The sequence below is a fragment of the Nonomuraea spiralis genome (assembly GCF_014648435.1).
Lineage (GTDB): Bacteria > Actinomycetota > Actinomycetes > Streptosporangiales > Streptosporangiaceae > Nonomuraea > Nonomuraea spiralis.
The window spans coordinates 536,435-563,430 of record NZ_BMRC01000004.1 but is presented as its reverse complement, the minus strand read 5'-3'; the positions used below and the strand labels follow the sequence as shown (position 1 = coordinate 563,430).

Here is a 26,996-nt window from a genome sequence, read left to right as displayed (position 1 = left end):
GGACGACGATGGGGTGGAGAGCCGCGCCGAGCCGCGCCGGGGGGCGTCGGCCTTGAGCGATCCCTACGACACGACCCGGCCGGTCCCGCGCCACGCCGCGCCGCTCCCCCGCCACGCGGCCCCCGCGCCCGCCCCCGCCCCCGCCCCCGCGCCGGACGGGGCCGGGCGGGGGATCTACCGGGAGGAGGCGTTGCGGCATCGGGCGATGTCGCGGATCACCCGGATGCCGCTGGTGATCAGCACCCCGTCGTTCCTCGCGCTGTGGCTCCTGGTGGCCGCGCTGCTCGTCGTCGGCCTCCTGGTGACCACGGTCGCGGTCGAGGCGGTCGCGTGATGTTCCGCCGCCTCCCCGTACTGCTCCAGAACACCGAGACCGAGTGCGGCGCCGCCTGTCTGGCCATGGTGCTGTGCCACCACGGGCAGCGCACCACCCTCCACCAGGTCGCCGAACGGCTCCAGGTCGGCAGGGACGGCCTGAGCGCCAAAGCCCTCGTGGACGGCGCCCGCGAGCACGGACTCAAGGCCCGCGCCTTCTCCCTGGCCCCGGAGGACCTGGCCCGGGTGCCGCTGCCCGCCGTCGCGCACTGGGAGTTCAACCACTTCATCGTGATCGAACGCTGGTCCCCCGACCGCGTGGACGTCGTCGACCCCGGGGACGGCCGCCGCAGGCTGACCCCGGAGGAGTTCGGCGCCGGGTTCACCGGCGTGCTGCTGGTCTTCGAACCGGGCGAAGGCTTCCACCGAGGGACGACCTCGGCGGCGGGGGCCTGGCGCAGGGAGTTCGTACGGACGTTGTTCAGGCGGCGCAGGGGGCTGCTCGCGCAGCTCATCGCGGCCTCGCTGCTGCTGCAACTGCTCGGGCTCGCCCTGCCGATGTTCTCGCAGCTCCTCCTGGACGCCATCGTGCCCACGCGGGCGGTGGAGGTGCTGTCCCTGCTGGGCGTCTCCGTGCTGCTGGCGGGGGCGGCCCAGTTCGTGATCGGCTACCTGCGGGCGGCCCTGCTCGTCGCCGTACGGGCCCGGGCCGACCAGGAGCTCACCGAGGGCCTGGTCACCCATCTGATGACGCTGCCGTACCGGTATTTCCAGCAGCGGGGCACGGGCGACCTGGTGACCAGGGCGGCCAGTGTCTCGACGCTCGGCGACATCCTCACCGGCCAGGTCGTGGCGGCGCTGCTGGACGGCCCGCTGGCCGTGGGCTATCTGGTGCTGGTCTACGTGTGGGACCCGGTGTTCGGGCTGGCGCTGACCGGGGTCACCGTGCTGCAGACGGTCCTGCTGCTGGCCAGTACGAGTCGCATCGCCAGGCTCACCCAGCAGGAGCTGACCGCGTTGTCGGCGTCCCAGGCCAGCCTGATCCAGACGATCACCGGCATCGAGACGCTCAAGGCGTCGGGAGCCGAGAAGCGGGCCGTCGACCAGTGGTCGGCCCACTTCACGAAACAGCTCAACGCGGACGTACGGGCGGGGTTGACCAGAGGGCTGCTGGAGTCGGCGTTGTCGGCGATCCGGGTGACGGCGCCGCTCGGGTTGTTGTGGCTGGGCGCCTGGCGGGTGCTCGACGGGCAGCTCACGATCGGCGCGCTGGTCGCGCTGAACGCCATCGCGCTCGGCGCGCTGACCCCGCTCGGCTCGCTGATGACCGGGCTGCAGAGCCTGCAGCAGGCGGGCGCGCACTTCGACCGGCTGTCCGACATCCTGGCCTCCGAACCGGAGCCGAGCAACGGCATCGAGGTGCTGCGGCTGCGCGGCGCGGTCGAGCTGCGCGGGGTGAGCTTCCGCCACGACCCGCGCGCCCCCTGGACGGTACGGGACGTCTCGGTCACCGTCCGGCCCGGTCAGAAGGTGGCCCTGGTGGGCTCGTCGGGTTCGGGCAAGAGCACGCTGGCCAGGCTGCTGCTCGCGCTGCACACCCCGGTGCTCGGCGAGATCCGCTACGACGGCGTCCCGGCCGCCGAGCTGAACCTGCGTACGCTGCGCCGCCAGTTCGGCGTGGTCACCCAGGACCCGTCCCTGTTCAGCGGCTCGATCAGGGAGAACATCGCGCTGAACGAGCCGGGGGCGTCCCTGGAACGCGTGGTCGCGGCGGCCCGCCTGGCCGCGCTGCACGACGAGATCATGGACATGCCCATGGGGTACGAGACGATGCTCACCGACGGCGGCGGCCTGTCGGGCGGGCAGCGGCAGCGGCTCGCCCTGGCCCGCGCCGTCCTGTCGCGGCCGAAGGTGCTGCTGCTCGACGAGGCCACCAGCAACCTGGACAGCGCCACCGAGGCGGCCATCGAGGCGAACCTGAGCCGGCTCGTCCAGACCAGGATCGTGATCGCCCACCGGCTGAGCACGGTCAGGGACGCCGACCTGATCCTCGTGGTCGACTCGGGCCGGGTGGTCGAGCGCGGCACGCACGACGAGCTGACGGCCATGGGCGGCAAGTACGCCGACCTGGTCGCGGCCCAATCCGTGCCGTCATGACCGCATGACGACCTTCAGGGCAGCCGCACGGCCACCGTGGCGGAGCCGCCCTCCAGGGCGGCCGACGGGCCGAAGGTGAGCCTCAACCGGTCGCCGGTCGCCGCGTCCGCCAGGAGCGGGCCGGCGCGCAGCACGGCGGCGACCGGCCGCGCCCAGGTCACGGTCAGCTCCGCCAGGTCACGCCGGGGATCGGCCACGGTCACCGTGGCCGTGGCGTCGGAGCTCTCCCTGACCAGCACGGCGCAGGGCGCGGAGGCGGCGAGCGGGCCGGCCGCGCCGCCGTTCCAGAAGGCGGCCGCGGTGACCCCGAGTGCGGCCACCTGGACGGCCTGCTGCCGGGCGCTGTTGGCGAGCACGCGGGCCCACCCGGGGTCGGCGGCCCTGGCCGCGGTGCGTTCCCGGCTCGCGCCCGGCAGGAGCAGGTAGACGTAGCCGGCCTGGTCCGGGTCGAGGCCGTGGTCGAGCCAGAGCGTCACGTAGTCGCGGTCGCCGCGCCGCTCCCGGAGCGTCCGCAGGCCGGCCGGCACGACGTAGCCGCCGTGGCCGTCGAGGTGCGCCCAGCCCGCCCGTACGTCCGTGGTCAGGGGGGCGGCGGTCCTGCGGTTGTCCACGATCGTCTCGACCGGTACGCCGTCCGCGCCGCTGATCCCCGCGCCCAGGCAGACCACCGCGTCGTCGAGGAAGAACCACGACTTGAACGCCTCCACCGTGCTGTCGAGGCCGTTGAGGTGCTGGCCGACCACCGCGTACGTGCCGTCCGTCGCGCCGCCGACCCAGCGGCCGGGCGGGCAGGTGTCGCCCCAGGCCGGGCCCGCGCCGTCGGGCAGCCGCCGGGTCGAGACCGTCGTACCGGGCAGCCGGTAGGGGTCGACGGTGGTCCAGAAGGAGTCGGAGTACTGGTCGGCGTGGCCGTCGGCCCACCAGTAGAGCATGCCGGAGCCGGTGTGCCAGCCCCGCGGGTTCTCACCGTTGCCGTGCTCGTAGTGGCCGATCCTGGACGAGGCCATGCTGAGCGCCGCGCACCAGCCCGGCCGGCGGTGCACGGCACGGGCGCTCATCGGGAACAGCCGGTGCTCGATCGGCTCCGGCGCGGCTGGCACGGCGTCGTCGTCCAGGACGGCGGTCAGGCGTGCGTGGAAGGCCGGGTCGGCCGCCGCGAGCATGGGCCGGCACGTCTCGCGTACCGCCCATCCCTTGACCATGGCCTGCCAGCGGGCCCGGTCGGCGGCCGGGGCCACCTCGCCGAGCAGCAGGATCGCGGCGGCCAGCGCGCGCCCCTTGTCGTGGTCGCCGAACGGCTTCCTGCCGACGCCCCTGCCGCGCACCAGGTCCATGCAGAACCCGTCGCGGACGAACGGCGCGAACGAGCGTTCCACCATCGCGAGCACAGTGGGGTCCACGACCTCCCAGGGGGTGCCGCGCAGCACCGCGAACAACGTCGCCAGCCCGTCGAGCAGCGTCACCCCGTAGGCCCCCTGGTAGGGCACGGTCGAATGCTGGATGAACGACCCGTCACGGTAGAAACCGTCGCCCTCGGAGACCGTGCGGAACACCGGGGAGAGCGCCGAGACCGCCAGCGCCGCCTTGCCGGGGTCGGCCCTGAGCATGGCGCGCAGCAACGTCACCACGCACAGGTCCACCCGGTTCGCGGCGGTGCTGGTGCCGCTGTAGTGCGCGAGGCGGCTCTCGGACACGAAGTGGTCCACGGCGTCCCGCAGCGCGGCACTGCGTTTCTCGCCGAGGTGCGGGCCGATCAGTACGGCCGCGTCGAGCAGCGCCCTCGGCACGCCGATCTCCCAGTGCCACCAGTTGCCCGCCGGGTCGGCGCCGTCAGCGTAGACGTGGCGGCGGTAGTGGTCGATCCCGGCGGCGACGGCGGCGGCCAGGCCCGCGTCGCCGGTCAGCCCGGTCCGCGGCAGCGCGTACGCGCGGGCCATGGCCAGCAGCCGCCCCGGCGTCGCCACGAACGACGGGAACGGCTGGTCCGGCCAGAGCGACGCGTTCCCCGGCGCCATGGCCGCGCGGTACCGCCCCGCCCGCCGCCCCGCCTCGGCCAGCCACGTCCGGTACGGCTCCGCCCCCGCCTCGAAGCCCACCCCCACCCCATGCCGCCCGGCCTCAGCGTCGGCCCCTGCGTCGGCCCCTGCGTCAGCCCCTGCGTCAGCCCCTGCGTCGGCGCCCGTGTCGAAGCCCAGGGTCACGTGGCGCCACTGCCGGCGCAGCGTGACGAAGGAGGAGTCCGGCGTGTGCGCGGGGTCGGCCCGGACGAGCGCCCCCGCCACGCCGGCCACGGTCACGGCGCCCGCCCGGAACAACAGTCGCCTGGATGGCCGGTGCACGCCTCGATTATGACCCCGGCGATCAGATCGTCAGCAGCGTCTTGCCGCTCACCTCGCGGGCCTCGATCGCCGCATGCGCCTCGCCCGCCCGCTCCAGCGGGTACGTACGCCCCACGACCGCCCGCAGCCGCCCGGCCGCCGCCTCGGCGAGCGCCCGCGCGGTCCGCTCGTTCGCGCCCCTGATCTCGCTCATGGCCATGAGCTGCTCCAGGCCGATCACGGTGACGTCCCGCCGGGCGGCCTCCTCCGGGTCCACGGCCGTGACGCTCCCGCTGGAGGCGCCGTGCACGGAGAACCGCCCGCCGCGCGCGGTCACCCCGAACGCCTCGCGGCCGAGCTCGCCGCCCACGCCGTCGAAGACCGCGTCCGGTCCGCGCCCGCCGGTCGCGTCGAGCACCTCGCGGGTCCAGCCGGGACGCGAGTAGTCGACGGTGACCTCGGCCCCGAGCCCGGCGGCCACCTCCAGCTTGGCCGGGCTGCCCGCCGCCCCGATCACCCGGGCGCCCGCCCCGTGCGCGAGCTGCACGAGCAGGCTGCCGAGCCCGCCGGCCGCGGCCTCGACGAGCACCCATTCGCCGGGCCGGATCCCGGCGTTCGCGAACAGTCCCACGGCCGTGCTGCCGTCGTTGAGCAGCGCCGTCGCGTCGGCCAGCTCGACGCCGTCGGGCACCTCGATTAGGTCCTCGGCCCTGACCACGACCAGTTCGGCGTTCCCGCCGCCGAACCCCGGCGTACGGGCCACCACCCGCCGCCCCACCAGCCCGGAATCGGCCCCCTCGCCCACGGAGACCACGTGCCCGCCGACGCCGCCGCCCGGCACGTACGGCAGCTCGGGCAGCGGCGGGCCCGGCGTGAACCCCTGTCTGAGCTGCGTCTCGATGAAATTGATCTCCGCGAACCCGGTCCGCACCACGACCTCGCCCGGCCCGGCCACCGGGTCCGGCGCGGTCCGCGTCTCCAGCACCTCGGGGCCGCCGAATCTCGCCACCCGTACCACTCTCATGATCACTCCTCATCCGGGATCGTGTCCGGTGACCAGCCTGCTACCTCAAGTCGAGTTGAGGTCAACTGCTCAGCCCGGCGCCCGCCCGTTTGATGGTCCTGATGATCGGCGCGGTCTCGATGTGCCGGATGGCGGGCAGCGCGCCCAGGCTGTCGGTGAGGTAGCGGTAGAAGGCGGCGTCGTCGCGGCACACCACGCTGGCCGCGAGGTTGGTCGGGCCCGTGGTCGCCCCGGCGAAGGCGACCTCCGGATGGTCGGCCAGCGCCCGCCCTGTCGCGTCGAGGTCGGCGGGCGGCACCGACATCCACAACTGCGCCTCGACCTGGTAGTCCAGCAACATGGGCAGCACGTCCATGTCGAAGAACAGCGCGCCCGCCGCGCACAGTTGCTCCACCCGCCGCCTGACCGTCGACTCCGACCAGCCGGTCACGGCCGCCAGGTCGGCATAGCCCGTACGGCCGTCCCGTGACAGCTCGGCCAGCAGCGCGTCGTCGCCGGGGCCGAGCGTGACGGCCTCGGCGGTGTCGCGCGGGCCGTGGACGCGCCCGGCCAGCAGGTGGGCGACCTGTTCGGCGGACAGCGCGGCGAGCCCGGCCCAGCCGATCCGGCCGCCGACGAACATGTGCAGGGTCCGGTGGGCCGACACCGCGAGCACCCGGTTGGTCCTGGCCAGCTTGGTCAGCAGCAGCGGCTCGCGTTCCTGGTCGAGGCGCTGGATCGCGCCGCAGGAGATCTCGGTGCCGCCCGACAGCAGGTGCACCCAGAACGTGTCGGGCCGCCGCCCGAGCGCCTCGGCGATCGAGGCCCCGGCGTCGGGCGTGCAGCGCAACCGGATGGCCCACGACTGGTGGCCGAGCCGCTGCCGGTCCACCACGCCCACGACCCGGACCATGCCGCTGGAGCGCAGCCGCCGGTAGCGGCGGGCCACCCGCTGGTCGGACACCCCCAGCACCTCGCCGATCCGGCTGAACGAGGCCCGCCCGTCCACCTGCAACGCGTGCAGCAGCCCGCGATCGACCTCGTCGAGCGTGACGTTTTCCATCAGGAGAGGCTATCCGGCGAGGAATTCCAGCAGAAAGCTCGCTCCGACTAGGGGCAAACCCCACCCGGCCCCGACCCTTGCCGCCATGACCACAACACTGACACGTACGAGCTGGTGGCCGCTGGCGGCGGCCTGCCTGGGCGCCTTCATGCTGCTGGTGGACGTGACCATCGTCATGGTCGCCCTGCCCGACATCACCGCCGACCTGCGGATGTCCTTCACCGACACCCAATGGCTCCTGGACGGTTACGCCCTGGCCCTGGCCGCGCTGCTGCTCGCCGCCGGCTCGGTCGCCGACCACGCCGGGCGGCGCAAGGTGTACCTGATCGCCCTCGGCGTGTTCGCGCTGGCCTCCCTGGCCTGCGGCCTCGCGCCCACCGGCGGCCTGCTGCTGGCGGCCCGCGTGGCGCAGGGGGCGGGCGGCGCCGCGATGATGGCGACGACGCTCGCGTTGATCAGCGCCACCTACCACGGGCGGGAGCGCGGCATCGCGTTCGGCGTGTGGGGCGGCGTCAACGGGGCCGCCGCGGCGCTGGCCCCCGTGCTCGGCGGGCTGCTCACCGAGCACCTGGACTGGCGGGCCATCTTCCTGGTGAACCTGCCCATCAGCGTGGCCGCCGCGTGGATGACCCTGCGCACGGTCGAGGAGTCCCGTCTGCCGGGCGGCGGCCGGCTCGACTGGGCCGGGATGGGCACGTTCACATTGGCGGCGGCCGCGCTCACGTACGGGCTGATCGAGGCCGGGCCGTACGGCTGGGGGTCGGCGCGGGCGCTGGTGCCGCTGGCCGTGGCGGCCGTCGCGTTCGCCGCCTTCGTGCTGGTGGAGTCGCGGGGCGCGCTTCCCATGGTGGACCTGCGGCTGTTCGCGAACCCGGCGTTCAGCGGGATCCTGACGGGGGCCGCGCTGCTCATGCCCGCCGCGTTCGCCTGCCTGGCCTTCACCTCGCTCTGGTTGCAGCAGCCCGGCGGGCTCGCGCTCGGGCCGGTACGCGCCGGGCTGGCGCTGACGCCGATGGCCGGCACGTCGCTGGTCGTCTCGGTCGCCGCCGCCCGCCTGCTCCCCCGGTTGTCGGCGCGCGCGGCGGTCGGCGGCGGGCTGCTGCTGATCGCCGCGGGCGCGTTCCTCCAGGGCATGCTGGACGAGCACTCGACGTGGACGTCCCTGGCGCCGGGCCTGGTGGTGACCGGCATCGGCGTCGGCCTGGCGATCCCCTCGCTCAGCTCGGCGGCCATGGCGCACGTCCCGCCGCACCGCTCGGGCATGGCGGCGGGCGCGGTCAACACCGTCAGGCAGCTCGGGTACGCCCTCGGCATCGCCGTGTTCGGCGTCCTGTTCCAGGACGGTCTGGCCGGGACGGGCTCGTTCCCCTCGGCGCTGAACGCGGTCTACCTGGCCGCCGCGGTCACCGGGCTGTTCGCCGGGCTGCTGGTGCTGGCCGCCGCCCGGCCCGTACGGTCAGCGTGAGCGGGGCAGGTGCTCGCGGGTCAGCCAGGTGAGGGCGGCCAGGAGGTGCACGCGCCACCAGTAGCCGTCGTGGCCGCCGATCCACGCCTCGCGGCGGTGGGCGATGCCCGCGCCGCGCAGGCGGGCGGCCAGCGAGCGGGCGCAGTCGAGGAAGCCGGGTTCGAGCGTGCCGGCCGCGAGGTAGCGGGGCACCCGTACGGTGGTGTCGAGGAGCTGCGGCAGCAGGCCGGGGCTGAGGCCGACCGCCGCCGCGATCCGGCCGGGGCACCGGTCGGCGGCGGTCAGCGCGAAGCCGGCGCCGTCCGCGAACCCGGCGCTGATCACGTGGCTCGCCTCGGGGAAGCCGGGCAGTACCTCGCCGGTGACGAAGGCCAGGTGCGCGGCGAAGCGCCGCGGATCGGCGTACGGCAGGTACTCCCTGGCCCGCCCGTCCGGGTAGGGGCCGGGCACGTCGGCGGCGTGCGGAGCGACCAGGATCACCGGCGGCAGCGCGCCGGCCAGGATCGCCGGCTCCAGCACGCGGGCGTACGACCCGGCCGCCTGCCCGTCGGCCAGCAGGCACAGGGGCATCGGCCGGATCGGGCCCGGCGGGCGGTAGACGGTGATCGCACGACGCTCCCCCAGGTGGACGCTGCCGATCTCACGGGTGACGAGCGTGCCTGCGAGCCGGGTGGCGGTCGCGGGGGCGGGGCCGGCGCGCGGGCCGTGCCAGATCAGCTCCACCGGCCGGCCGCCGGGAGGCGCGGCGGTGACGCCGATCACGGCCCGGTCCAGGTGCCGTACGCGCACCGACAGCTCCCACAGGTCGCCCGCCCCCTTGACCGGCCACATCGGGAGCAGCACCCCCGAGACGAGCCGCGCGTTCGGCCCCTGCCAGAGCACGTGCAGCACGTCGTCGTCCTCGCCCCAGACGGCCAGCGGGCCGCCCGTCAGCCTGGGACGCAGCTCGGCCAGGGCGCGCCGCCGCCACACGCGGGCGAAGTCCTGGCCGGCGGGCAGGTCCTGGGCGTAGCGGCGCCTGGCCCGGCGGCGGTTGCCCCGCAGCAGGGCCTGGTTGCGCTGGGCGAGCGTCTCGCGGCCGGCGGCGGCGCGTTCCTCGTCGGTCACGCCGGCCTCGCCGAAGGCGACCTGGTCACCATGGAACTCGATGGTCTGCACCGCGAGCCGATCACCTGGTGGCATACCTGTACCAAAGCCCGCCCGCCGCGCCCGCGCAAGGGCTTCGGGTCAGTGGACGCGGGTCCTGATCAGCGCGTCGAGCAGGTCGTGCACCTGGGCGGGCGACAGGCGGGCGCCCTGGCGCAGGCACTCGGCCAGTTCGGCGGCGGGCAGCGAACGGCGTATCCGCTCCTCGCGCTCGGCGCCGTCGGCGGGGTCCAGCTCCAACGGCGAGAAGCCGACCCGGGCCCCGACCTCCTCTACCGCGCCGAGCAGGCGCGCGCCGTCGTGCGGCAGCCCGCCCGCGGTGAGCACCCCGGCCAGGGTGTGGCTCATCACCATCCAGGACGTGACGTCCCGGTCCGCGTCGAGCATGCGCAGGATCGGCAGCCCGGACGCCAGAGCCCGGTCGGTACGGCCGGTCAGCAGGTCGATCTTCATCAGCAACCAGGTCGCGGACGCGGTGACGAAGCGGTGTCCCGTGCCGGCGGCCACCGTGATCGACTCGGTCAGCCGTTCGGCCGCCTCGGCGGTCTCGCGCGCGAACACCAGCAACATGCCGAGGACCATCAGCGCCTCGGCGTGCAACCATCCCATGCCCGCCACCTCGGCCAGGTCGAGCGCGGCGCGGGCGTCGACCAGCGCGTTCGGCTGCCCGCTCAGGCCGCCGAACAGCGCCCGGTAGGTGAGGGCCTGCCCCTCGGCGACCAGGTCGTCGGCCAGCCGGGCCATCTCGGCCGCCTCCTTGGCCCGCCGGTGCGCGGCGGGGAAGTCGCCGGTCAGGTAGTGGAGTCCGGCCATGCCGATCAGCGCCTGCGAGCGCACGCCGGGCTCGGCGTCGGGGTAGAGCTCCATGGCCGCCGACAGGCTGGCCAGCCCCTCGGCGACGTGCCCTCTGCGGTACCAGAACCAGGACAGGACGCCGGTGAGCCGCAGCGCGTACTCGCCGTCGCCGGCCAGCATCGCCGAGGTGAACGCGGCCCGGTGCTCGGCCTGGTCGGCGAGGAGCAGGTCCATCGCGGCGGTCGCCCCGTCGCCGCGGATCCTGGCCTCGGCCGCCTCGGCGCGGGCCAGCACCCAGACGCGGTGCGCGGCCTGGGCCTCGGCCAGCTCGGCCGGGTCCTGCCGGGTGCGGGCGAACTCCTTGATGGTCTCCAGCAGCCGGTAGCGGCGCGGCGAGGTGCCCGGCTCGACCGCGACCAGCGACTTGCGCACCAGCGCGCCCAGGCCGCCCAGGACCGGCCGCCCGCACACCGCGGCCGCCGCGTCCAGGTCGAACCCGGAGGCGAACGCGCCGAGCCGGTGGAACAGCTCGCGCTCGGCGGGTTCGAGCAGGTCGTAGCTCCACTCGACGGTCCTGGCGAGCGTACGGTGCCGCCGCGGGCCGGGGCCGTCGGTGAGCACGGCGAACCTGTCGTCCATCGAGGTGAGGATCTGCTCGACCGACAACATGCGGCACTGCCCGGCGGCCAGCTCGACCGCCAGCGGCAACCCGTCGAGCCCCAGGCAGAGGCGTTCGGCGCTGCGCAGCTCCGACGGCGTCGGCTCCCAGCCGGGCGCGGCGGCCCTGGCCCGGCTCATGAACAGGTCGCGGGCGTCGGCCGCGGACAGCGGCGGCACGTCGTACAGGGCCTCGCCGGGGACGCCGAGCGTCTCGCGGCTGGTGGCGAGCACGCGTACGCCGCCCGCCCCGGCCAGCAGCTCGGCGACCGTGTCGCGGACGGCCGCCACGAGGTGCTCGCAGTTGTCGATCACGAGCAGCGGGCTCCTGCCGCGCAGCGCGTACGCCAGGCGCTGCGCGGAGGCCGGCCCGGTGAGGCCGAGCACCTGGGCGATGGCCCTGGCCACCAGTGAGGGGTCGTCCAGCCCGGCCAGCTCGACCAGCCACGGCCCGTCGGCGTCGTCCCTGGCCCGCGCGGTCTCCAGCGCCAGCCGGGTCTTGCCGATGCCGCCGGGCCCGGCGAGCGTGACCAGGCGGTGCTCGGCGAGCAGCGCGGCCACCTGATCGACCTCGGCCGCCCTGCCGACCAGCGCGGTCACCGGGAAGGGCAGGTTGCCGCCGCGTTCGGGCAGCGGCCCGGCGCTCCCCGGCCGCAGCGCCTCGTCCTGGGCGAGCACCGCGGCCTCCAGGTCCCGCAGCCCCGGCCCGGGATCGATGCCCAGCTCCTCGGCCAGTACGCGGCGCGCCGAGCGCAGCGCGGCCAGCGCGTCTCCCTGGCGTCCGGACCGGTACAGAGCCAGCACCAGCAGCTCCCAGCCGCGCTCGCTCATGGGCTGCTCGGCGGTCAGCTTCTCCAGCTCGGGCACCACGGCCGCGTGCCGCCCGAGCGCGAGCTGCGCGGCGAACAGGCTCTCCCGCGCCGACAGGTACAACCCCTGCAACCGGACGATCTCCGGCACGGCGAACGCCGCGCCCGCGAACTCGCTGTACGGCTGCCCGCCCCACAATTCCACGGCCTCGGCCAGCACGGCCAGCGCCGCGCCCGCGTCGCCCGCCTCCAGCAGGAGCTGACCCTCGCCGACCTTGCGGGCGAAGCGCTCGGCGTCCACGGCGTCGGGCTCGACGCGCAGCGTGTACCCGTTGCCGACGCGGGCCAGCACGCTCTCCGGCGACCGGTTGGTACGGCCGGGTTCGAGCGCCTTGCGGAGCCTTGCGATGTAGGAGTGCAGGGTGGGCATCGAGGCGGGTTCGTCTTCGTCCCAGGCGGCGTCCAGCACGCGTTCGGCCGAGACCACCTGGCCGCGCGCCGCGACCAGCACGGCGAGCACGGCTCGCTGCCTCGGGCCGCCGAGCGCGACCTCCACCCCGTCGAGCTCGGCCACGATCGGCCCCAGCACCTTGACGCGCAGCGCCACTATCCACCTCGGTTCAGCCGCCCGGGGCGCCCCGGGTCAAGGAAGCTTAAATGAGGTTTTGTATGGATCGCTGCTTTTGGCATGGCTTGACTTATTCGTCATCACCCCAGTTCGGAGCCAGGTCTCTGGCGATCCTGATGTCGTCGTTGCTCGTCCCTGCGGGGACCATGGGCCAGACCATCGCGTCCCGGTGCACCACGAAGTCCACCACCACGGGCGCGTCGTCGATCGCCATGGCCTTCTCGATCACCGTGTCCACGTCCTCGGGGCGCTCGCAGCGCAGGCCGTGGCAGCCGTACGCCTCGGCGAGGGCGACGAAGTCCGGGATGCGGCGGGCGGGACGCAGGTCGGTGTTGGAGTAGCGGCCGTCGTACAGGAGGGTCTGCCACTGGCGGACCATGCCGAGGCTGCCGTTGTTGACGACGGCCACCTTGATCGGCACGCCCTCCAGCGCGCACACGGCCAGCTCCTGGTTGGTCATCTGGAAGCAGCCGTCGCCGTCGATCGCCCACACCGTACGGTCCGGGCAGCCGATCTTGGCCCCCATGGCGGCCGGCACGGCGAAGCCCATCGTGCCCGCGCCCCCGGAGTTGATGAACGTGCCCGGCCGCTCGTAGCCGATGAACTGGGCGGCCCACATCTGGTGCTGGCCCACGCCGGAGGTGTAGATCGCCTCGGGCCCGACCAGGGCGCTCAGCCGCTCCATGACGTACTGGGGGGCGAGGGCGTCCTCGAACGTCTCGTACCCGAGCGGGTACGTCCGCCGGTAGCCCTCCAGCGTGCGCAGCCAGGCCGGACGCTCGACCGTATGGCCGTCCAGGACGGCGATCAGGTCGGCCAGCACCTCCTTGCAGTCGCCCACGATGGGCACGTCGGCGCGCCGGTTCTTGGAGATCTCGGCCGGGTCCACGTCGGCGTGCACGATCTTGGCGTGCGGCGCGAACGTGGCCAGGTCGCCGGTGACGCGCTCGTCGAAGCGGGTGCCGAGCGCGACGATCAGGTCGGCCCGCTGGAGCGCCCCGACGGCCGGGACCGAGCCGTGCATGCCGGGCATGCCCATGTGCAGGCGGTGGCTGTCGGGGAACGTGCCCCTGGCCATGAGCGTGGTGACGACCGGGATGCCGGTCAGCTCGGCGAAGCGCAGCAGCTCGGCCGACGCGCCCGCCTTGTGCACGCCGCCGCCCACGTACAGGACCGGCCGCCGGGCACCGGCGATCAGCTCGGCGGCGGCCCTGATCTGCCGCGCGTTCGGCCGGGTGGCCGGGCGGTAGCCGGGCAGCCGCATGACCGGCGGCCAGACGAAGTCGGTCTCGGCCTGGAGCGCGTCCTTGGTGATGTCCACCAGCACCGGCCCCGGACGTCCCGTCGAGGCGATGTGGAACGCCTCCATGATCGTACGGGGGATGTCGGCGGCGTCCGTGACCAGGAAGTTGTGCTTCGTGATCGACAGGGTGATACCCGAGATGTCGGCCTCCTGGAAGGCGTCCGTGCCGATCTGCGAGCTGGGCACCTGGCCGGTGATCGCGACGATCGGCACCGAGTCCATGTAGGCGTCGGCGATGGGCGTCACCAGGTTCGTGGCCCCCGGGCCGCTGGTCGCCATGCAGACCCCGACCTTGCCCGTGGCCTGCGCGTACCCCTCGGCCGCGTGCCCGGCGCCCTGCTCGTGCCGTACGAGCACGTGCCTGATCGAGGTCGAGCGGTACAGCGGGTCGTAGGCGGGCAGGACGGCGCCGCCCGGAATGCCGAACACGGTGTCCACGCCTACCTGCTCCAGAGCCCTCACCAGTGCCTGTGCGCCCGTCATCCCCGATCTCCCTCCTGTCGGCCGGCGCACAAGTCGATCAGGCGGCCCTTGTCATCCGCTGGTGGCCAGTTGCAGGTGCTTGCGGCAGGGGCGCCGCCGGGCCTCGACCGCCCGGTCGCGCCACCACGCCAGGCCGTTGCGGGCGGCCAGCCGTTCCAGGGTGGTCAGGTGGCGGGCGGCGCTCTCGTACCGGCCGGTCGCCTCGGCCAGCAGCGCGAGGTGCCAGTCCACCGGGCCCACCCAGGCGCACGCCGACAGGACGGTGATCCGGCCGCTGTAGGGCAGCAGCGCCTCGTAGAGCGCGCGGCACTCGTGCACCCGGCCGAGCGCCGCCGCGGCGGCGGCCCGCAGGCACAGCGTGGACGGGCGCGACCGGTCGAGCAGCGGCTGCCCGTTCAGCTCGCGGGCCTCGTCCACGCGGCCCTGGGCGTGCAGGTGGAGGGTGCGGGCGGCCTGGTCGAGCGCGGTGTTCACACCTTGCAGGGCGTCGATGAGCGGGCCCGCGCCGGCCAGCGTGCCCCGGTGGTAGTCCAGGACGACGCGGCCGGCGGTCACCGAGCGGGCGGCGTGCCAGATGCCGAGCCGGGTCGCCTGGTCGGCGGCGTCGGCGTACAGGTCCTCCGCCTCGTCGAAGTGGCCGCGGAGCACCAGCCGGCCCGCCCGCCACAGCGTGTGCTGGAAGCGCGGCCAGGGCAGCGGGAGGCGTTCCAGCAGGTCGTCGCAGTGGGCGGCGGCCAGGTCGGCGCCGGTGACGTCGAACAGCTCCAGCCGGTTGTGCGCGTCCATCATGTTGGCGAGAAGCTGGAAGGCCGGTTCGTCGGCGGCCAGCTCGTGCAGCTCGGCGGCCAGGTCCATCAGCTCGTGCACGTGCAGGGGCCGGGGCAGCGACAGGTGCCGGGCGTTGATCGCGCGCATCAGCAGGCGGCGGTCGCCCAGCCGCCTGGCCATGGCCACGGCCTGGGCGGACAGCGCGTCCGCCCGCGGGTCGCCGGAGGCGTCGTAGAGCTCCTGGGCCAGCCCGGCCAGGAGCATCGCCCGCTCGGGGCCGTCCGACTCGGGCAGCTCGTTCAGCGCGCCCTCGAAGCGGCGGACGAGCAGCGGGTCGGCCGCGCCGTACGGGTCGCGCAACGTCCAGATCGACGGCGTGTCGAACGAGGTCAGCGCCCGGACCCGGAGCATCGGGCCGCCCGCCACGACCCGGTCGGCCGCCCGTACGGCCGTGTCCCTGACCTGCCGCGCCCTGGCCGGCTCGCCCGCCGCCAGCAGCGCGCGCACCTGCCCCAGCAGCAGCTCGACGTGCTCGGCCGGGTCACCGCCGGAGGCGTCGTGCGCGGTCACCGCGTGGCCCAGCCAGGACGCCGACTCGGCGTAGGCCAGGCGCAGCCCGGCCTGCTCGGCCGCGGCCCGCGCCCACCGCACCGCCTCCCCGTACGCCACCGGCCCCGCCTGCACGGCGTGATGGGCGAGCACCTCCACGTCGGTGGACGGACGTCGCGACAGGGCGGCCGCGACGTCGCGGTGCAGCGCCGCCTTGCGCAGCGGCGGCAGGTCCCGTACGAGCGCCTCGCGCACCAGGTCGTGGGCGAAGGCCAGCCGGCCGCCCGGACGCGCCGCCAGCAGCCCGCCGCGCACCGCCCGGTCGAGCAGCTCGTACGCCTCCTCCCCCGCGACCCGCGCCACCACCGCCGGGTCGAACTCCCGGCCGACCAGCGCCGCGACCGCCAGCGTGCCCGCGACCTCGGCGAGCGCGTCCAGCCGCAGGCGCACCAGCTCGGTCACCGCGGCGGGCACCTCGTCCACGTCCGGGTCCTGGGCCATCAGCTTGATGCTCTCGCGCAGGAAGAACGGGTTGCCGCCGGTGCAGTCGGCCATCCTGGCGCACGCCTCCCCGTCCAGCTCGACGCCTAGGTCGGCCGCGATCGCGCCCACCGCCTCGGGCCCGACGCCGGTCAGGCGCAGCCGCAGCAGGTCGTAGCGGACCAGCCGCCCGAGCACGTCGCCGGTGCCGGAGCGGAAGGCGGCGACCAGGGTGACAGCGCCGTCCCGTACCAGCATGACCAGGTGTCTGAGCAGGTCGAGCGAGGCTGGGTCGGCCCATTGGAGGTCGTCCAGGACGATCACGAGCGGCTGGGCGCGCGAGGCCGTGCCGAGCCACCGCGCCACGGCCTGGTTGCGCCGCGAGAGCAGCGCGTCGGCCGAGCCCTTCCCTGGCGGGAGCGGGTCGGGCCGGTGGTCGAGCAGGCCGGACAGGGCCTCGCGGTCCGGCGGCGGGCAGTGGGCGGCCAGCGCCTCGAACACCTGCGTCCACGGCCACAGCGCGGGTGTGCCCTCGGCGTCGTGGCAGCGCCCCCAGAGCACGAGCCGGCCGTGCCGCGCGCAGCGCTCGCCGAACGCCTCCAGCAGCCGGGTCTTCCCGATCCCCGGCTCGCCGCTGACCTCGGCGACCGCGAGCCCGGTGCGCGTGGCCCGTTCGGGCAGTGCCATCAGCTCGGCGAGCTGGGCCTCCCGCCCGTGCAGGGTGTCCACCGGCCGTGGCGCGGCGACGAGCTCCGGGGTGTCGCGCACCGGTTCGAGGGAGTCCACCTGGCGCAGGATGTCCGACTCCAGCGACCGCAGCTCGGGCCCCGGGTCGAGGCCGAGCTCGTCGGACAGCCGCCTGGCCGCCATGCGCAGCACGGCCAGCGCCTCGGCCTGGCGTCCGGTGCGGTACAGGGACAGCGCGAGCAGGCTCCACAGACGCTCGCGCAGCGGGTTGGCCGCGGTCTCGGCCTCCAGCTCGCTGATCAGCGGCTGGGGCCGGCCCAGGTCGAGCAGCGCGCGGGCACGCCGTTCGACCGCGACGAGGCGCAGCTCGCGCAGGCGGCTCACCTCGGTGACCGCCCACGGCTCGTCCTGGAACTCCTCGTACGGCGAGCCGCGCCACAACTCCAGCGCCTCCTCCAGGCAGGCCAGCGCCTCCCCGGCCGACCGGAACTCCGCCCGGTTCACCAGGTCGGCGAACCGCAGCGCGTCCACGTCGTCCGCGGCCAGCAGATAGCCGGGCGGCCGGGCGATCAGCGTCCGGGGCCGGGTACGCGGCCCGCGGCCCGGCTCGACCGCCCGGCGCAGGTTGGAGACGTAGGAGTGGAGGGTGGGCAGGGCGCTCGGCGGTGCGGCGCCGCCGTAGATGTCCTCGATCAGCGTGTCGGCGGGGACCACGGCCCCCTGCGCGACCAGCAGCCGGGCCAGTACGGCCCTCGGGCGCGGACCGCCGAGGGCGACCGTGCCCCCGTCGGCGTCGCGGACCTCCAGCGGCCCCAGAACTCGGAATTCCACGTTGATCCACTCATCGGCTTCGTCCTGATCAACACCAGTATGGTCGGGCCGACTTGAAGGAGACTGGAACCCGCGTCACGTGCCCGCCCTGATCGGGACGACGTTGCCGGGCCGGCCGCGGCGCGGCAGCGCGAACCAGGTGGCCTTGCCGACCAGGTCGGGGTGGGTGAGATAGCGCTGGGGATGGCAGCCGTAGAAGCCGTCGGAGAGCCTGGCCACGATGCGCAGGCCCCGTCCGTGCTCGGCGATCGGGTCGGGGGGCGAGGGAGCGGGCAGGGGCGGCCCGGCGTCCACGACGACGCACATGACCTCCTTGGCGTCCACGTGGAGGAGCAGCTCATAGGGGCCCTCGCCGTACATGAACGCGTTGGTGACCAGTTCGCTCACCATGAGCACGGCGTCGTCCACGACGTCGTCGTGGAGGTCGAGCCCGGACAGCTCCTCCCGGATGATCGACCGCGCGTGGCCGACGGTCCTGGCCTCCGCGCGCAGCGGCCATACGTACTGCATCCGGCTCCGCCGGGCCGACCGCAGCCTGGACATGGCCTCTCCTTCGTGGGAAGGGCGGCATCGAACGCTCGTTTCAATCAACACGAGACCTGCCTCCGAGTTGACGGACATGCGGCTGTCGAAACGTGTACGCACGAAAGGGCCGTCCGGGTCGAAGGTTTCCCGAGAAATCCCGGCTTTCTTTCCCGTCCGACCTGTCTGCCCAGGTCAGCAGGCGAACGACTAGGGGCGGCCGATGCCGGCGCCCACCTCCTCGATGAGGTCGTCCACCCGCCGGGCCAGCTCCACGTCGAGGGCCGTCACCGCGTTCACGGAGACCGTCCTGACCACGATGGCCAGGCCGTCGGCGGTGTCCTGGAGGTGGGGCTGCCGGCCGAAGGTGGCCTTGAGCCGGTCGAGCGCGCGGCGTACGGCACGCAGGTTCTCGCGCGGCAGGGCGATCTCGCGGCGCAGGGCCGAGCGGTCGCCGGTCCACAGCGGGAGGGTGGCCAGCGCCGAGGCGATCTCGTCGTCGGTGAGCGGCGCGGTGTGGCCCTTGGGGCCGGTGATGCCGCCGCCGCTGCCCGGCGGCTCGAACAAGGGGCGCACCTGCTCCGGGATGTGCAGCCGGGCGATCAGTTCGGGGTCCTGCTCGGCGACGGCGGCCAGCACGGCCTGGGCCCTCAGCCTGGCCTGTTCCGGCGGGCGGCGGCCGAGCAGCGCGGCCTGGCGGACGAACCCCTCCTCGGTGCCGTCGTTGCGCGGATGGTCCATGGGGAAGTCGTCGGTCAGCTCGGGCGGCAGGGCCTCGATGAGCTCACGCCGGTCCTCTTCGTCGAGCGTACGGGCGAGCGTGGTCAGTGTGGCCTCGGCCGCCGCTCTGGCCGGGCCGGCCCCCAGGCCCGTCATGCGGCCGATGGAGGCCAGGAGTGCGCGATATTCCATGATTCGTCCCCCGATCCGAACCTTCAGGCTCCTCGTGCCCTGGTCAGGGGTATCGACACCTCCACACGACCTCGGGGGTCAGCGGCACGTCGGTGAGGCGTCCGGCCAGCTCCGGCACGGCCGCGGCGACCGCGTTTCCGATGGCGGCGGGCGGGCCGATCGTACCGGCCTCGCCCACGCCCTTCATGCCGCCGGGGGTGACCGGCGAGGGCGTCTCCAGCAACACGATCTCGATGTCGGGCACCTCGCGCGTGGTCGGCAGGAAGTATTCGGCGAGCGGCTGCCCCTCGTCGGTGTGGACGATCTCCTCGGTCAGCGCCATGCCGATGCTCTGCGCGACCCCGCCGCGGATCTGGTCCTCGACCAGGGACGGGTTGACCAGCGTCCCGGCGTCGTTGACCACCCAGTAACGCTCGACCTCGACCGCGCCGGTCTCGGGATCGACCGCGACGGCGGCGGCGTGCGCGCCGTAGGCGAAGGTGTAGGCGGAGGGGTCGTAGCTGACCCGCTCCTCCAGGCCGGGCGTGACGCCTTCCGGCAGGTCCCAGGCCCGCCAGGCGGAGGTGGCCAGCTCGCGCAGCGGCACCGACGCCCGCGGGTCGCCCTTCACCCGTACGGACTCCTCGGCGATCTCCAGGTCGCCGGGCGCCGCCTCCAGCCGGTGGGCGGCGATGGCCAGCAGCTTGTCCCGCAGCCGGGCGGCGGCCCGGACGAGCGCCCCGCCGCCGACCGCGAGCGAACGGCTGGCGATCGACCCGATCGACGAGTACGGCGTCGCCGCCGTGTCCCCCAGCACCACCCGCACCCGCTCGATCGGCACCCCCACCCGGTCGGCCGCGATCTGGGCCAGCGCGGTCTCGATGCCCTGCCCGATCGCGACCACCCCGGACGACACCACGACCGAAGCGTCCTGCTCCATCCGCAACACCGCCGTCTCGTACCCGCCCGCCTGGATACCGGTCGCCTTCAGGTCCATGGACGGGCCCAGGCCGGTGGTCTCGACGTGGCAGGAGTAGCCGATGCCGCGCCGGCGCCCGTCGTCCACGCCGGTCACGGGCGTGACCAGGTCGCGCAGGGTGCGCAGGGCCCGCGGGTAGTCGCCGGAGTCGTAGGGCTGGTACACCCGGTTCGGGTACGGCAGCTCGTCCGGCTCCAGCATGTTGCGCAGCCGCAGCTCGACCGGGTCGAGACCGAGCCGCCGGGCCGCCTCGTCGATCAGGCGCTCCCTGGTCCAGGTGCACTCCGGCTGGCCGAAGCCGCGGTAGGAGCCGGTCGGGGTGGTGTTGGTGACCACGCCACGCACCCGTACGCCGACCCGCTCGAACCGGTACGGCCCCGGCAACAGGGTGCCCGAGACCGCGAAGGGCGAGATGCCCACGTTCGACGGGTGGGCGCCGAGGTCGCCGAGGATGTCGGCGTACAGCGCGACGAACCGGCCGTCGCCGTCGAGCGCCAGCCTGGCCCGGTGGACGGCGGCCCGCGCGGGCAGCGTCGCCGACAGCCGGTCGCCGGGCGACTCGGTCCAGCTCACCGGGCGGCCCAAGCGCATCGCGGCCAGGCAGACCAGCGCCTCGTCGGGATAGACGTGCTCCTTGCCGCCGAACCCGCCGCCGGTGTCGCGGCTGATCACGCGTACCTGGTCGTGGGTGAGCCCGAACGCGTCCGCCAGGTGCTCGCGCACGTGGTGCGGGGCCTGCGAGGAGATGTGCACGGTCAGCTCGTCGTCGGCGTAGGCGGCCACGACGCCGCGCGGCTCGATGGGATGCGGCGAGATCCGGCCCATCCTGAACGTCATCTCGACGACGTGCTCGGCGGCCTCGACGAAGTCCGCGCAGTCGGCGTCGCCGAGCGGGAAGTCGGTGACCAGGTTCGTGCCCCAGTCGGGGTACAGCAGCGGGGCGTCCGCCTCAAGGGCGCGTTCCGCGCCGACCGTCGCGGGGAACTGGTCGAGCTCCAGGTCCAGCAGGCCGGCTGCGTCCTGCGCGGCGGCGGGGGTCTCGGCCACGACGACGGCGATCGGCTGACCGGCGTACCTGATCGTGTCGTCGAGCACCCGGTAGGACAGGAGTCGCTGGCCGGGCGCGAGGCTGACGCAGGGCAGCACGAGGTCGGCCGCGTCGGCGGGGGTGATGACGTCGAGCACGCCCTCGACCGTCCAGGCCGCCTTGGCGTCGCAGCCCAGGAGCCGGCCGTGGGCGACGGGGCTGCGCACCACCACCGCGTACGCCATGCCCGGCAGACGTACGTTGCCGACGTACCTCCCCTTTCCGGTCAGCAGTCTGGCGTCTTCCCTGCGAGGCGTCCGTGCGCCGACATAGCCCATGGGCCGATTGTGCGCGCCGCCGGGCGTGCGGTCTATACGATCGCGCGGGATGGCGGGCGAGAAAGAGCAGGTCAGCGGGGGGATGGATGCAAACTTTTCTTCCATATCCGGATTTCGAGGCCAGTGCCGGAGTGCTCGACCCCCTGCGGCTGGGCAAGCAGCGGGTCGAGGCCCTGCAGATCCTGCGTGCCCTGACCGTCCCCGGCTACGGCTGGCGCCACCACCCCGTGGTCAAGATGTGGGCCGGCTACGAGGAGGCCCTCGTCCGCTACGGCCTCGACGTGTGCGCCCACTGGTGCTCGACCGGCCGGGCCGACACCTGCGCGGCCACGATGTCCGCCGAGCTGGGCCACACCTGCGGCACGCCCGTCGTCCGCACCCAGCACGAGCTGGCGGCGGCCGGTGAGCTGCCGCCCTGGCTCGGCGACGAGGACTTCCACCGCAGCCACCGCTCCGCCCTCCTGCGCAAGGACCCCGCCCACTACCGCCCGCTGTTCGGCGACGAGCCGGACGACCTGGAGTACGTCTGGCCCCCCTCGGGCCGCCCGCCCGCCTGCCTGCCCGCCTGACCTCAGCCCCGTCCCGTCACTCCGGCTGCTCGGACGCCCTCCCCCGCGATCTGGGACTCCACGTGTCGCATGGCCGTCGCGGCACCGAAGGCGACGAGCCGTACCAGGTCCTCGTCCGTCGTGGCGGCCCCGCGCCACGCCGCGACGTCCGCGTCGGTGATCCGGTACGGCGCCAGCGCGGTGAGCAGGGCGAGCCTGGCCCCCGGCCGTTCCGCCACAGGCACGTCGGCCAGCGGGCCGGACACCCAGTCGCCGCCCATCGGCGGATGCGCGCCGTCCCAGCCCGCGACCGCCTCGGTGACGGCCGTCCGCGCCGCCTCCCCCAGCAGCTCGCCGCCCGCCCCCGCGACGGCCGTGAGCGTGGCGTAGGCCGTGCCGACGGGCGTGCCGGCCGCCCAGGCGGGCTCGGCCGTGGCGGGCAGGCCGTCGAGCACGTCCAGGCCGGCGCCGGGCGGCAGTTCCCTGCGTACCGTCCGCGACATCGCCCGGCCGCCCACGCTGCGCACCAGGCGCGACTTCTGCAGGTTTCCCGGCAGCAGGTTCTCGGTCAGCAGGGCCGAGGCGACGCGGTTGACGAAGTGGAAGGTGAGCGCGGTCCCGACGTACGCGGGAGCGTGCGCGGCGGGGAAGGGCGCGGGCGCCCGCCGGTCCTGGGCCCACCGCAGCAGCGCCGCGTGCCCGGGATCCTCCGGGACACCACCCGCCGCGACCGTCTCGGCCAGCCTGTGGTCGCCGGTGGCGTGCAGCAGCGTCGTGTGCGCGGCCACGCAGAACGGGCACCGGTTGGCCAGCGACACCCCCAGCGCCACGACCTCCCGGCCCGTCCTCGACCCCTGCCCGGCCAGCAGCGACTCCCGCAACAACGCCCAGGTCCCGGCCAGTACGGCGGGCGCGGGCGACAACGTCAGGAAGACCGCCATGCGGGCCATGCCGAAGTCGTCGGCCAGGCACGCGTAGACCTGGGCCACCCGGCCCGTCGCGTCCTGCGGCCGGACGGGGGTGACGTAGCGGAACTGCCCACCGGTCTTCACTGTCGTGTCCATGGCCGTCATGGTGTGCCACAGGGCGTGCCGGAGTCGTCCTGCTCCGGGTGACTTGTGCGGCTACGGCACGGGACGCAGGGACGGGCCGCGTACGACGGCGGGAGTAGTGCCCGATTCAGCCCAGATGGGGAGGATTACTGGCACTTCACGCTCTACTGTGCTGGCATGACCTTGGAGCACCGGTGGCGTCCGGCCGCCATGGACGTGGCGCTGGCGGCGGTGGTGGCCGTACTGCTGACGGCGACCGCGCTGACCACGCCCGGGGCGTCCGCCGTGGACTACGCGGCCGTGCTGGCCGGGTCGCTCGCGCTCGTCGCCTGGCGGCGGGCGCCGGTGCCGGCGCTGCTGGCCGCCACGCTCTGCATGCTGGTCTACGCCGTGCACGCCCTGCCCGGACCGCCGGCCGCCTTCCCCGTAATGGTGACGGTGTTCGGCACGGTCAGGGCCGGGCACCGGGCGCTCGCGGCGGTGGCGGGCGCGGTGTTCCTGGGTGCCACCCTCGCGGCCAACCTGGCCGCCGCCCCCGCCGGGCAGTCGCCGCAGGAGATCGTGCAGAAGACGACGCTGCTGCTCGGCTGGTTCCTGGCCGCCGGGGTGACGGCGACCGTGACCAGGCATCGGCAGGCGTACCTCGTGCAGGTCGAACGGCGGGCCGCCGAGGCCGAGCGCACCCGCGAGGAGGCGGCGCTGCGCCGCGCCGGCGAGGAGCGGCTGCGCATCGCCAGGGAGCTGCACGACTCGCTCACCCACACCATCTCGGTCATCAAGGTGCAGGCGGGCGTGGCGGTGCACCTCGCGCGCAAGCGCGGCGAGGAGGTGCCGGCGGCGCTGCTGGCCATCCAGGAGGCCAGCGGCGAGGCGATGCGCGAGCTGCGCGCCACGCTGGAGGTGCTGCGCGAGGCCGACGGCGAGCGGCCGGCCACCGGCCTGGACCGGCTTCCCGACCTGGTCGAACGGGCCCGCTCGACCGGCGTCCCGGCCACGGTGACGGTCACCGGCGACCGCCGCGACCTGCCGGCCGAGGTCGACCGGGCGGCCTACCGGATCGTCCAGGAGGCGCTGACCAACGTCTCCAAGCACGCCGGGCCGGCCACCGCCTCGGTACGCGTCGACTACGGCAAGGAGGAGCTGATCGTGCAGGTGGACGACGACGGCGACACGGACGGCGGCCCGGCCGACCCCGGCGTGGGCCTGCTGGGCATGCGCGAACGGGTCACGGCGCTCGGCGGGCGGCTGCGCACCGGCCCGCGTCCCGAGGGCGGGTTCACCGTACGCGCCGAGCTGCCGCTGCGGGAGGCCGGATGATCCGCGTACTGCTGGTGGACGACCAGGCCCTCATCCGCGGCGGCTTCCGCGCCCTGCTGGAGGCCGAGGACGACATCGAGGTGGTCGCCGAGGCGGCGAACGGTGAGCAGGCCGTCGCCCTGGCCTTGGAGCACCGCCCGGACGTGGCGCTCGTCGACGTGCAGATGCCCGTGATGAACGGCATCGAGGCCACCCGGCGGATCGCCGCCGACGACCGCCTCGCCGAGGTCCACGTGGTGATCCTGACGAACTACGGCCTGGACGAGTACGTCTTCGACGCCCTGCGCGCCGGCGCCAGCGGCTTCCTGGTCAAGGACACCGAGCCCGCCGACCTGCTCCAGGGCGTCAGGGTGGCCGCCCGCGGCGACGCCCTGCTGGCCCCCGCCATCACCCGCCGCCTGATCGGCGAGTACGTCGCCCGCCGCCCCGAACCCGACCCCAAGGGCCTGGACGTGCTGACCAACCGGGAACGCGAGGTGACCGCCCTGGTGGCCCGCGGCATGTCGAACGACGAGATCGCCGCCCTGATGGTGATCAGCCCGACCACCGCGAAGACGCACGTGAGCCGGGCGATGACGAAGCTGCGTGCCCGCGACCGGGCCCAGCTCGTGGTCTTCGCCTACGAGTCCGGCCTGGTCACGCCACGCGAACGCTGACGCGGCCGGGCCCGCGCGGCCTGCCTTGACCTACGGGGAATGCCGTCCCTCCGCATCCTCGTCCCGGACTGAGTACACTCGGGCAGGTTCAACGGCCGAGACTTGTACGGCGAGGCTCTTGGCCCGGGGCGGTGGCCCCTCGGCCCCCGTCCCTCTGGAGTCACGTGAGCAGCGGGCTTCTCGACGCTCCCCCCTCCAGCGACCCCGGCGCCCCCAAGCGCCGACGGCGCTGGCTGCGCTGGACGATCGCGATCGCGGTCACCGTCATCCTCCTCGTCGTCGGCGTGGCCGTCGGCGTCACCGCCAAACTCAACGGCAACCTCAAGCGCGCCGAGGTCACCAAAGAGGACCTCGGCGAGACGCGGCCGCCCAAGGTCGCCACCTCGGCGATGAACGTCCTGATCGTGGGCTCCGACCAGCGCGACGGCAAGAACGCCAGGTACGGCCACCGCATCGCGGGCGAGCGCACCGACACGATCATGCTGGCGCACGTCTCGTCGAAGCGGGACAACGCGATGGTGATCAGCTTCCCGCGTGACTCGCTGGTCCAGCTCCCCGCCTGCCGGGCGACGGGCGGCCTGCCCGGCCAGCAGCCGCACCTCGGCATGATCAACGAGTCGTTCAACTCTGGCGGCATCGCCTGCACCTGGAAGACGATCGAGGCGCTCACCCACATCCGCATCGACCACTTCGTGAAGGTCGACTTCACCGGCTTCAAGAGCATGGTCAACGCGGTGGGCGGCGTCGAGGTCTGCCTGCCCGGCCCGGTCAACGACAAGAAGGCCCTGCTCCACCTGCCCGCCGGGCGGCAGACGCTCAACGGCGAGCAGGCGCTCGGCTACGTACGCGCCCGCTACAGCCTCGGCGACGGCTCCGACATCGGGCGCATCCAGCGGCAGCAGATGTTCATCGCCTCCATGCTCAAGAAGGTGATGAGCGGCGCCACGCTCACCGACCCGAACAAGTTGTTCGGCTTCCTCGACGCCGGCACCAAGTCGGTGACCGTCGACGACGACCTGTCGATCGGCGTCATGAAGGACCTCGCCACCAGCCTCCAGGGCCTGAACGCCGGGGAGATCCGCTTCATCACCACCCCCTGGCACTACTCGCTGAGCCAGCCGGGCCGGGTGGAGTGGGTGCAGCCGCAGGCGGGCAGGCTGTTCCAGATCGTGGCCAGGGACCAGCGCGTCCAGGGCGTGAAGGGCGGCCAGGCCAAGGTGGGCCGGACGAAGATCCAGATCGAGCTGCGCAACGGCACCTACCGCGGCGGACTCGGCACGCAGGTGGCCGCCTTCCTCGAACAGCGCGGCTACCACATCAGCAAGATCGGCGACTCGGCCACGAAACCCCTGGCGAAGACCGCGCTGCTCTACGGCCCCAACGGCGAGACGCGGGTGCCCACGCTCACCAACGACCTCCTGGCCGCCACGCCCAGGCTGGTCGCGGGCGCCCGTACCAACCACCTGGTGCTGGTGATCGGCAACGACTGGAAGGGGCTGAAGCCGCAGCGCGCCGACGACACCGAGGCGCTCAAGGGCTTCGACGCCACCCACGACACCTGCGCGACCTGACCCGGCTCACAGGGCGTCCCACGACACCTGCGCGACCCGGCGCCCGGCTCACAGGGCGTCGGCCAGGCCGCCGCCGTCGATGGCGGTGAACCCGGCGTCCTCGATGAGCGGCACCACCGCCTTCTTGGCCGCGTCGTCGTCGCCCCAGTAGGGCATGTCGGCCCGGGGGCCGCCGCGCTGCCCGGCCATGCCGAGCTCCAGCAGCTCGTTGGGGTACTTGGTGTTGAACGTGCGCACCAGCCGTACGCCGGGGCCGAGCACGTGCTGCTGGTACTGCGGGCTGGTGAGCCCGCCGGGCACGGCCACCACCGCCTCGGCGCCGTCGCGCTCGGTGATCGGGTTGCTGGGATCGATGACGATCTTGCCGGCCAGCACCGGGCCCAGCTCCTCGACCACGGTGGGGAACGCCTCCCACCACACCGCCATCACGACGACCTCGCCGAAGCGGGCCGCCTCGATCGGCGAGCCGCCGCCCGCCTGGCCCCCGGCGGCCACCGCGGCCTCCTCGGCGAGGGTCAGCCGGGCGTCGCTGAAGAGCACGTCGTGACCGGCCGCCGAGAGCAGGCGGCCGAGCGGCGCGCCGAGCCTTCCCGAACCCACGATTCCTACGCGCATGTCTCGATCTCCTTGTCACGCCC

Annotated in this window: 19 protein-coding genes; 7 read left to right on the top strand and 12 right to left on the bottom strand. The window is 74.2% G+C overall.

Going from position 1 to position 26,996, the window contains the following annotated elements:
- Positions 1 to 52 precede the first annotated feature (52 nt).
- Together IEZ27_RS12965 and IEZ27_RS12960 are read left to right on the top strand one after the other, a co-directional pair.
- Positions 53 to 334 carry a hypothetical protein gene (locus tag IEZ27_RS12965; RefSeq protein ID WP_189647357.1) on the top strand — a complete coding sequence of 94 codons (282 nt, stop codon included), beginning with the start codon at positions 53 to 55 and terminating at the stop codon, positions 332 to 334.
- On the top strand, positions 334 to 2,472 hold the full coding sequence (locus IEZ27_RS12960) for a peptidase domain-containing ABC transporter (RefSeq protein WP_189647356.1): 2,139 nt from the start codon (positions 334 to 336) through the stop codon (positions 2,470 to 2,472). The genes IEZ27_RS12965 and IEZ27_RS12960 overlap by 1 nt, the downstream gene beginning before the upstream one ends.
- A 14-nt stretch (positions 2,473 to 2,486) precedes the next feature.
- On the opposite strand, the gene IEZ27_RS12955 is transcribed toward IEZ27_RS12960, so the two are convergent.
- The 3 genes from IEZ27_RS12955 to IEZ27_RS12945 form a co-directional block, all read right to left on the bottom strand.
- Positions 2,487 to 4,811, bottom strand: a complete 2,325-nt coding sequence (locus IEZ27_RS12955) for a polysaccharide lyase 8 family protein (RefSeq protein ID WP_268246056.1) — start codon at positions 4,809 to 4,811, stop codon at positions 2,487 to 2,489.
- A gap of 22 nt (positions 4,812 to 4,833) precedes the next feature.
- The gene (locus tag IEZ27_RS12950) at positions 4,834 to 5,814 is read right to left on the bottom strand and encodes a zinc-binding dehydrogenase (RefSeq protein WP_189647355.1); all 981 of its coding nucleotides are present in this window, start codon (positions 5,812 to 5,814) and stop codon (positions 4,834 to 4,836) included.
- Between the two features lie 61 nt (positions 5,815 to 5,875).
- Entirely contained in the window at positions 5,876 to 6,856 is a 981-nt protein-coding gene (locus IEZ27_RS12945; RefSeq protein WP_189647354.1) for an Lrp/AsnC family transcriptional regulator, read from the bottom strand.
- An 85-nt stretch (positions 6,857 to 6,941) separates the two neighbouring features.
- Here IEZ27_RS12945 and IEZ27_RS12940 point away from each other — a divergent pair, with 85 nt between their 5' ends.
- Entirely contained in the window at positions 6,942 to 8,321 is a 1,380-nt protein-coding gene (locus IEZ27_RS12940; protein ID WP_189647353.1) for an MFS transporter, read from the top strand.
- Here the strand turns inward: IEZ27_RS12940 and IEZ27_RS12935 are convergent.
- From IEZ27_RS12935 to IEZ27_RS12905, 7 genes are all read right to left on the bottom strand, one after another.
- On the bottom strand, positions 8,313 to 9,503 hold the full coding sequence (locus IEZ27_RS12935; protein ID WP_189647352.1) for an alpha/beta hydrolase: 1,191 nt from the start codon (positions 9,501 to 9,503) through the stop codon (positions 8,313 to 8,315). The genes IEZ27_RS12940 and IEZ27_RS12935 overlap by 9 nt on opposite strands.
- Before the next feature lie 45 nt (positions 9,504 to 9,548).
- Positions 9,549 to 12,335: a BTAD domain-containing putative transcriptional regulator gene (locus IEZ27_RS12930; protein WP_189647351.1), complete on the bottom strand. Its 2,787-nt coding sequence runs from the start codon at positions 12,333 to 12,335 to the stop codon at positions 9,549 to 9,551.
- Positions 12,336 to 12,426: 91 nt separating this feature from the next.
- Positions 12,427 to 14,142 (bottom strand): acetolactate synthase large subunit, encoded by a 1,716-nt coding sequence (locus IEZ27_RS12925; protein WP_125640364.1) that lies wholly within the window; start codon positions 14,140 to 14,142, stop codon positions 12,427 to 12,429.
- A 51-nt stretch (positions 14,143 to 14,193) separates the two neighbouring features.
- Positions 14,194 to 17,457: a BTAD domain-containing putative transcriptional regulator gene (locus IEZ27_RS12920; protein ID WP_189647350.1), complete on the bottom strand. Its 3,264-nt coding sequence runs from the start codon at positions 17,455 to 17,457 to the stop codon at positions 14,194 to 14,196.
- A gap of 75 nt (positions 17,458 to 17,532) precedes the next feature.
- Positions 17,533 to 18,000, bottom strand: a complete 468-nt coding sequence (locus IEZ27_RS12915; protein ID WP_189647349.1) for an ATP-binding protein — start codon at positions 17,998 to 18,000, stop codon at positions 17,533 to 17,535.
- Between the two features lie 189 nt (positions 18,001 to 18,189).
- Positions 18,190 to 18,891, bottom strand: coding sequence for a DUF2267 domain-containing protein (locus tag IEZ27_RS12910; protein WP_189647348.1), 702 nt, complete (start codon positions 18,889 to 18,891; stop codon positions 18,190 to 18,192).
- Between the two features lie 43 nt (positions 18,892 to 18,934).
- Complete coding sequence (locus tag IEZ27_RS12905; protein WP_189647347.1) at positions 18,935 to 21,214, bottom strand: xanthine dehydrogenase family protein molybdopterin-binding subunit; 2,280 nt, start codon at positions 21,212 to 21,214, stop codon at positions 18,935 to 18,937.
- An 86-nt stretch (positions 21,215 to 21,300) separates the two neighbouring features.
- Between IEZ27_RS12905 and IEZ27_RS12900 the strand changes: the two genes are divergently transcribed.
- Positions 21,301 to 21,783, top strand: coding sequence for an MSMEG_6728 family protein (locus IEZ27_RS12900; RefSeq protein ID WP_189647346.1), 483 nt, complete (start codon positions 21,301 to 21,303; stop codon positions 21,781 to 21,783).
- A 2-nt stretch (positions 21,784 to 21,785) separates the two neighbouring features.
- Here the strand turns inward: IEZ27_RS12900 and IEZ27_RS12895 are convergent, their stop codons facing one another.
- On the bottom strand, positions 21,786 to 22,826 hold the full coding sequence (locus IEZ27_RS12895; protein ID WP_189647345.1) for a carboxymuconolactone decarboxylase family protein: 1,041 nt from the start codon (positions 22,824 to 22,826) through the stop codon (positions 21,786 to 21,788).
- A 165-nt stretch (positions 22,827 to 22,991) separates the two neighbouring features.
- Here IEZ27_RS12895 and IEZ27_RS12890 point away from each other — a divergent pair, with 165 nt between their 5' ends.
- The 3 genes from IEZ27_RS12890 to IEZ27_RS12880 all read left to right on the top strand — a co-directional run bounded on the left by IEZ27_RS12890 (position 22,992) and on the right by IEZ27_RS12880 (position 26,358).
- Positions 22,992 to 24,131, top strand: coding sequence for a sensor histidine kinase (locus IEZ27_RS12890; RefSeq protein ID WP_189647344.1), 1,140 nt, complete (start codon positions 22,992 to 22,994; stop codon positions 24,129 to 24,131).
- Positions 24,128 to 24,787, top strand: coding sequence for a response regulator (locus tag IEZ27_RS12885; RefSeq protein WP_125640388.1), 660 nt, complete (start codon positions 24,128 to 24,130; stop codon positions 24,785 to 24,787). Before IEZ27_RS12890 ends, IEZ27_RS12885 begins: the two co-directional genes overlap by 4 nt.
- Before the next feature lie 164 nt (positions 24,788 to 24,951).
- Entirely contained in the window at positions 24,952 to 26,358 is a 1,407-nt protein-coding gene (locus IEZ27_RS12880) for an LCP family protein (RefSeq protein WP_189647343.1), read from the top strand.
- A gap of 48 nt (positions 26,359 to 26,406) precedes the next feature.
- Here the strand turns inward: IEZ27_RS12880 and IEZ27_RS12875 are convergent, their stop codons facing one another.
- Entirely contained in the window at positions 26,407 to 26,973 is a 567-nt protein-coding gene (locus tag IEZ27_RS12875) for an NADPH-dependent F420 reductase (RefSeq protein ID WP_189647342.1), read from the bottom strand.
- Positions 26,974 to 26,996: the final 23 nt, after the last annotated feature.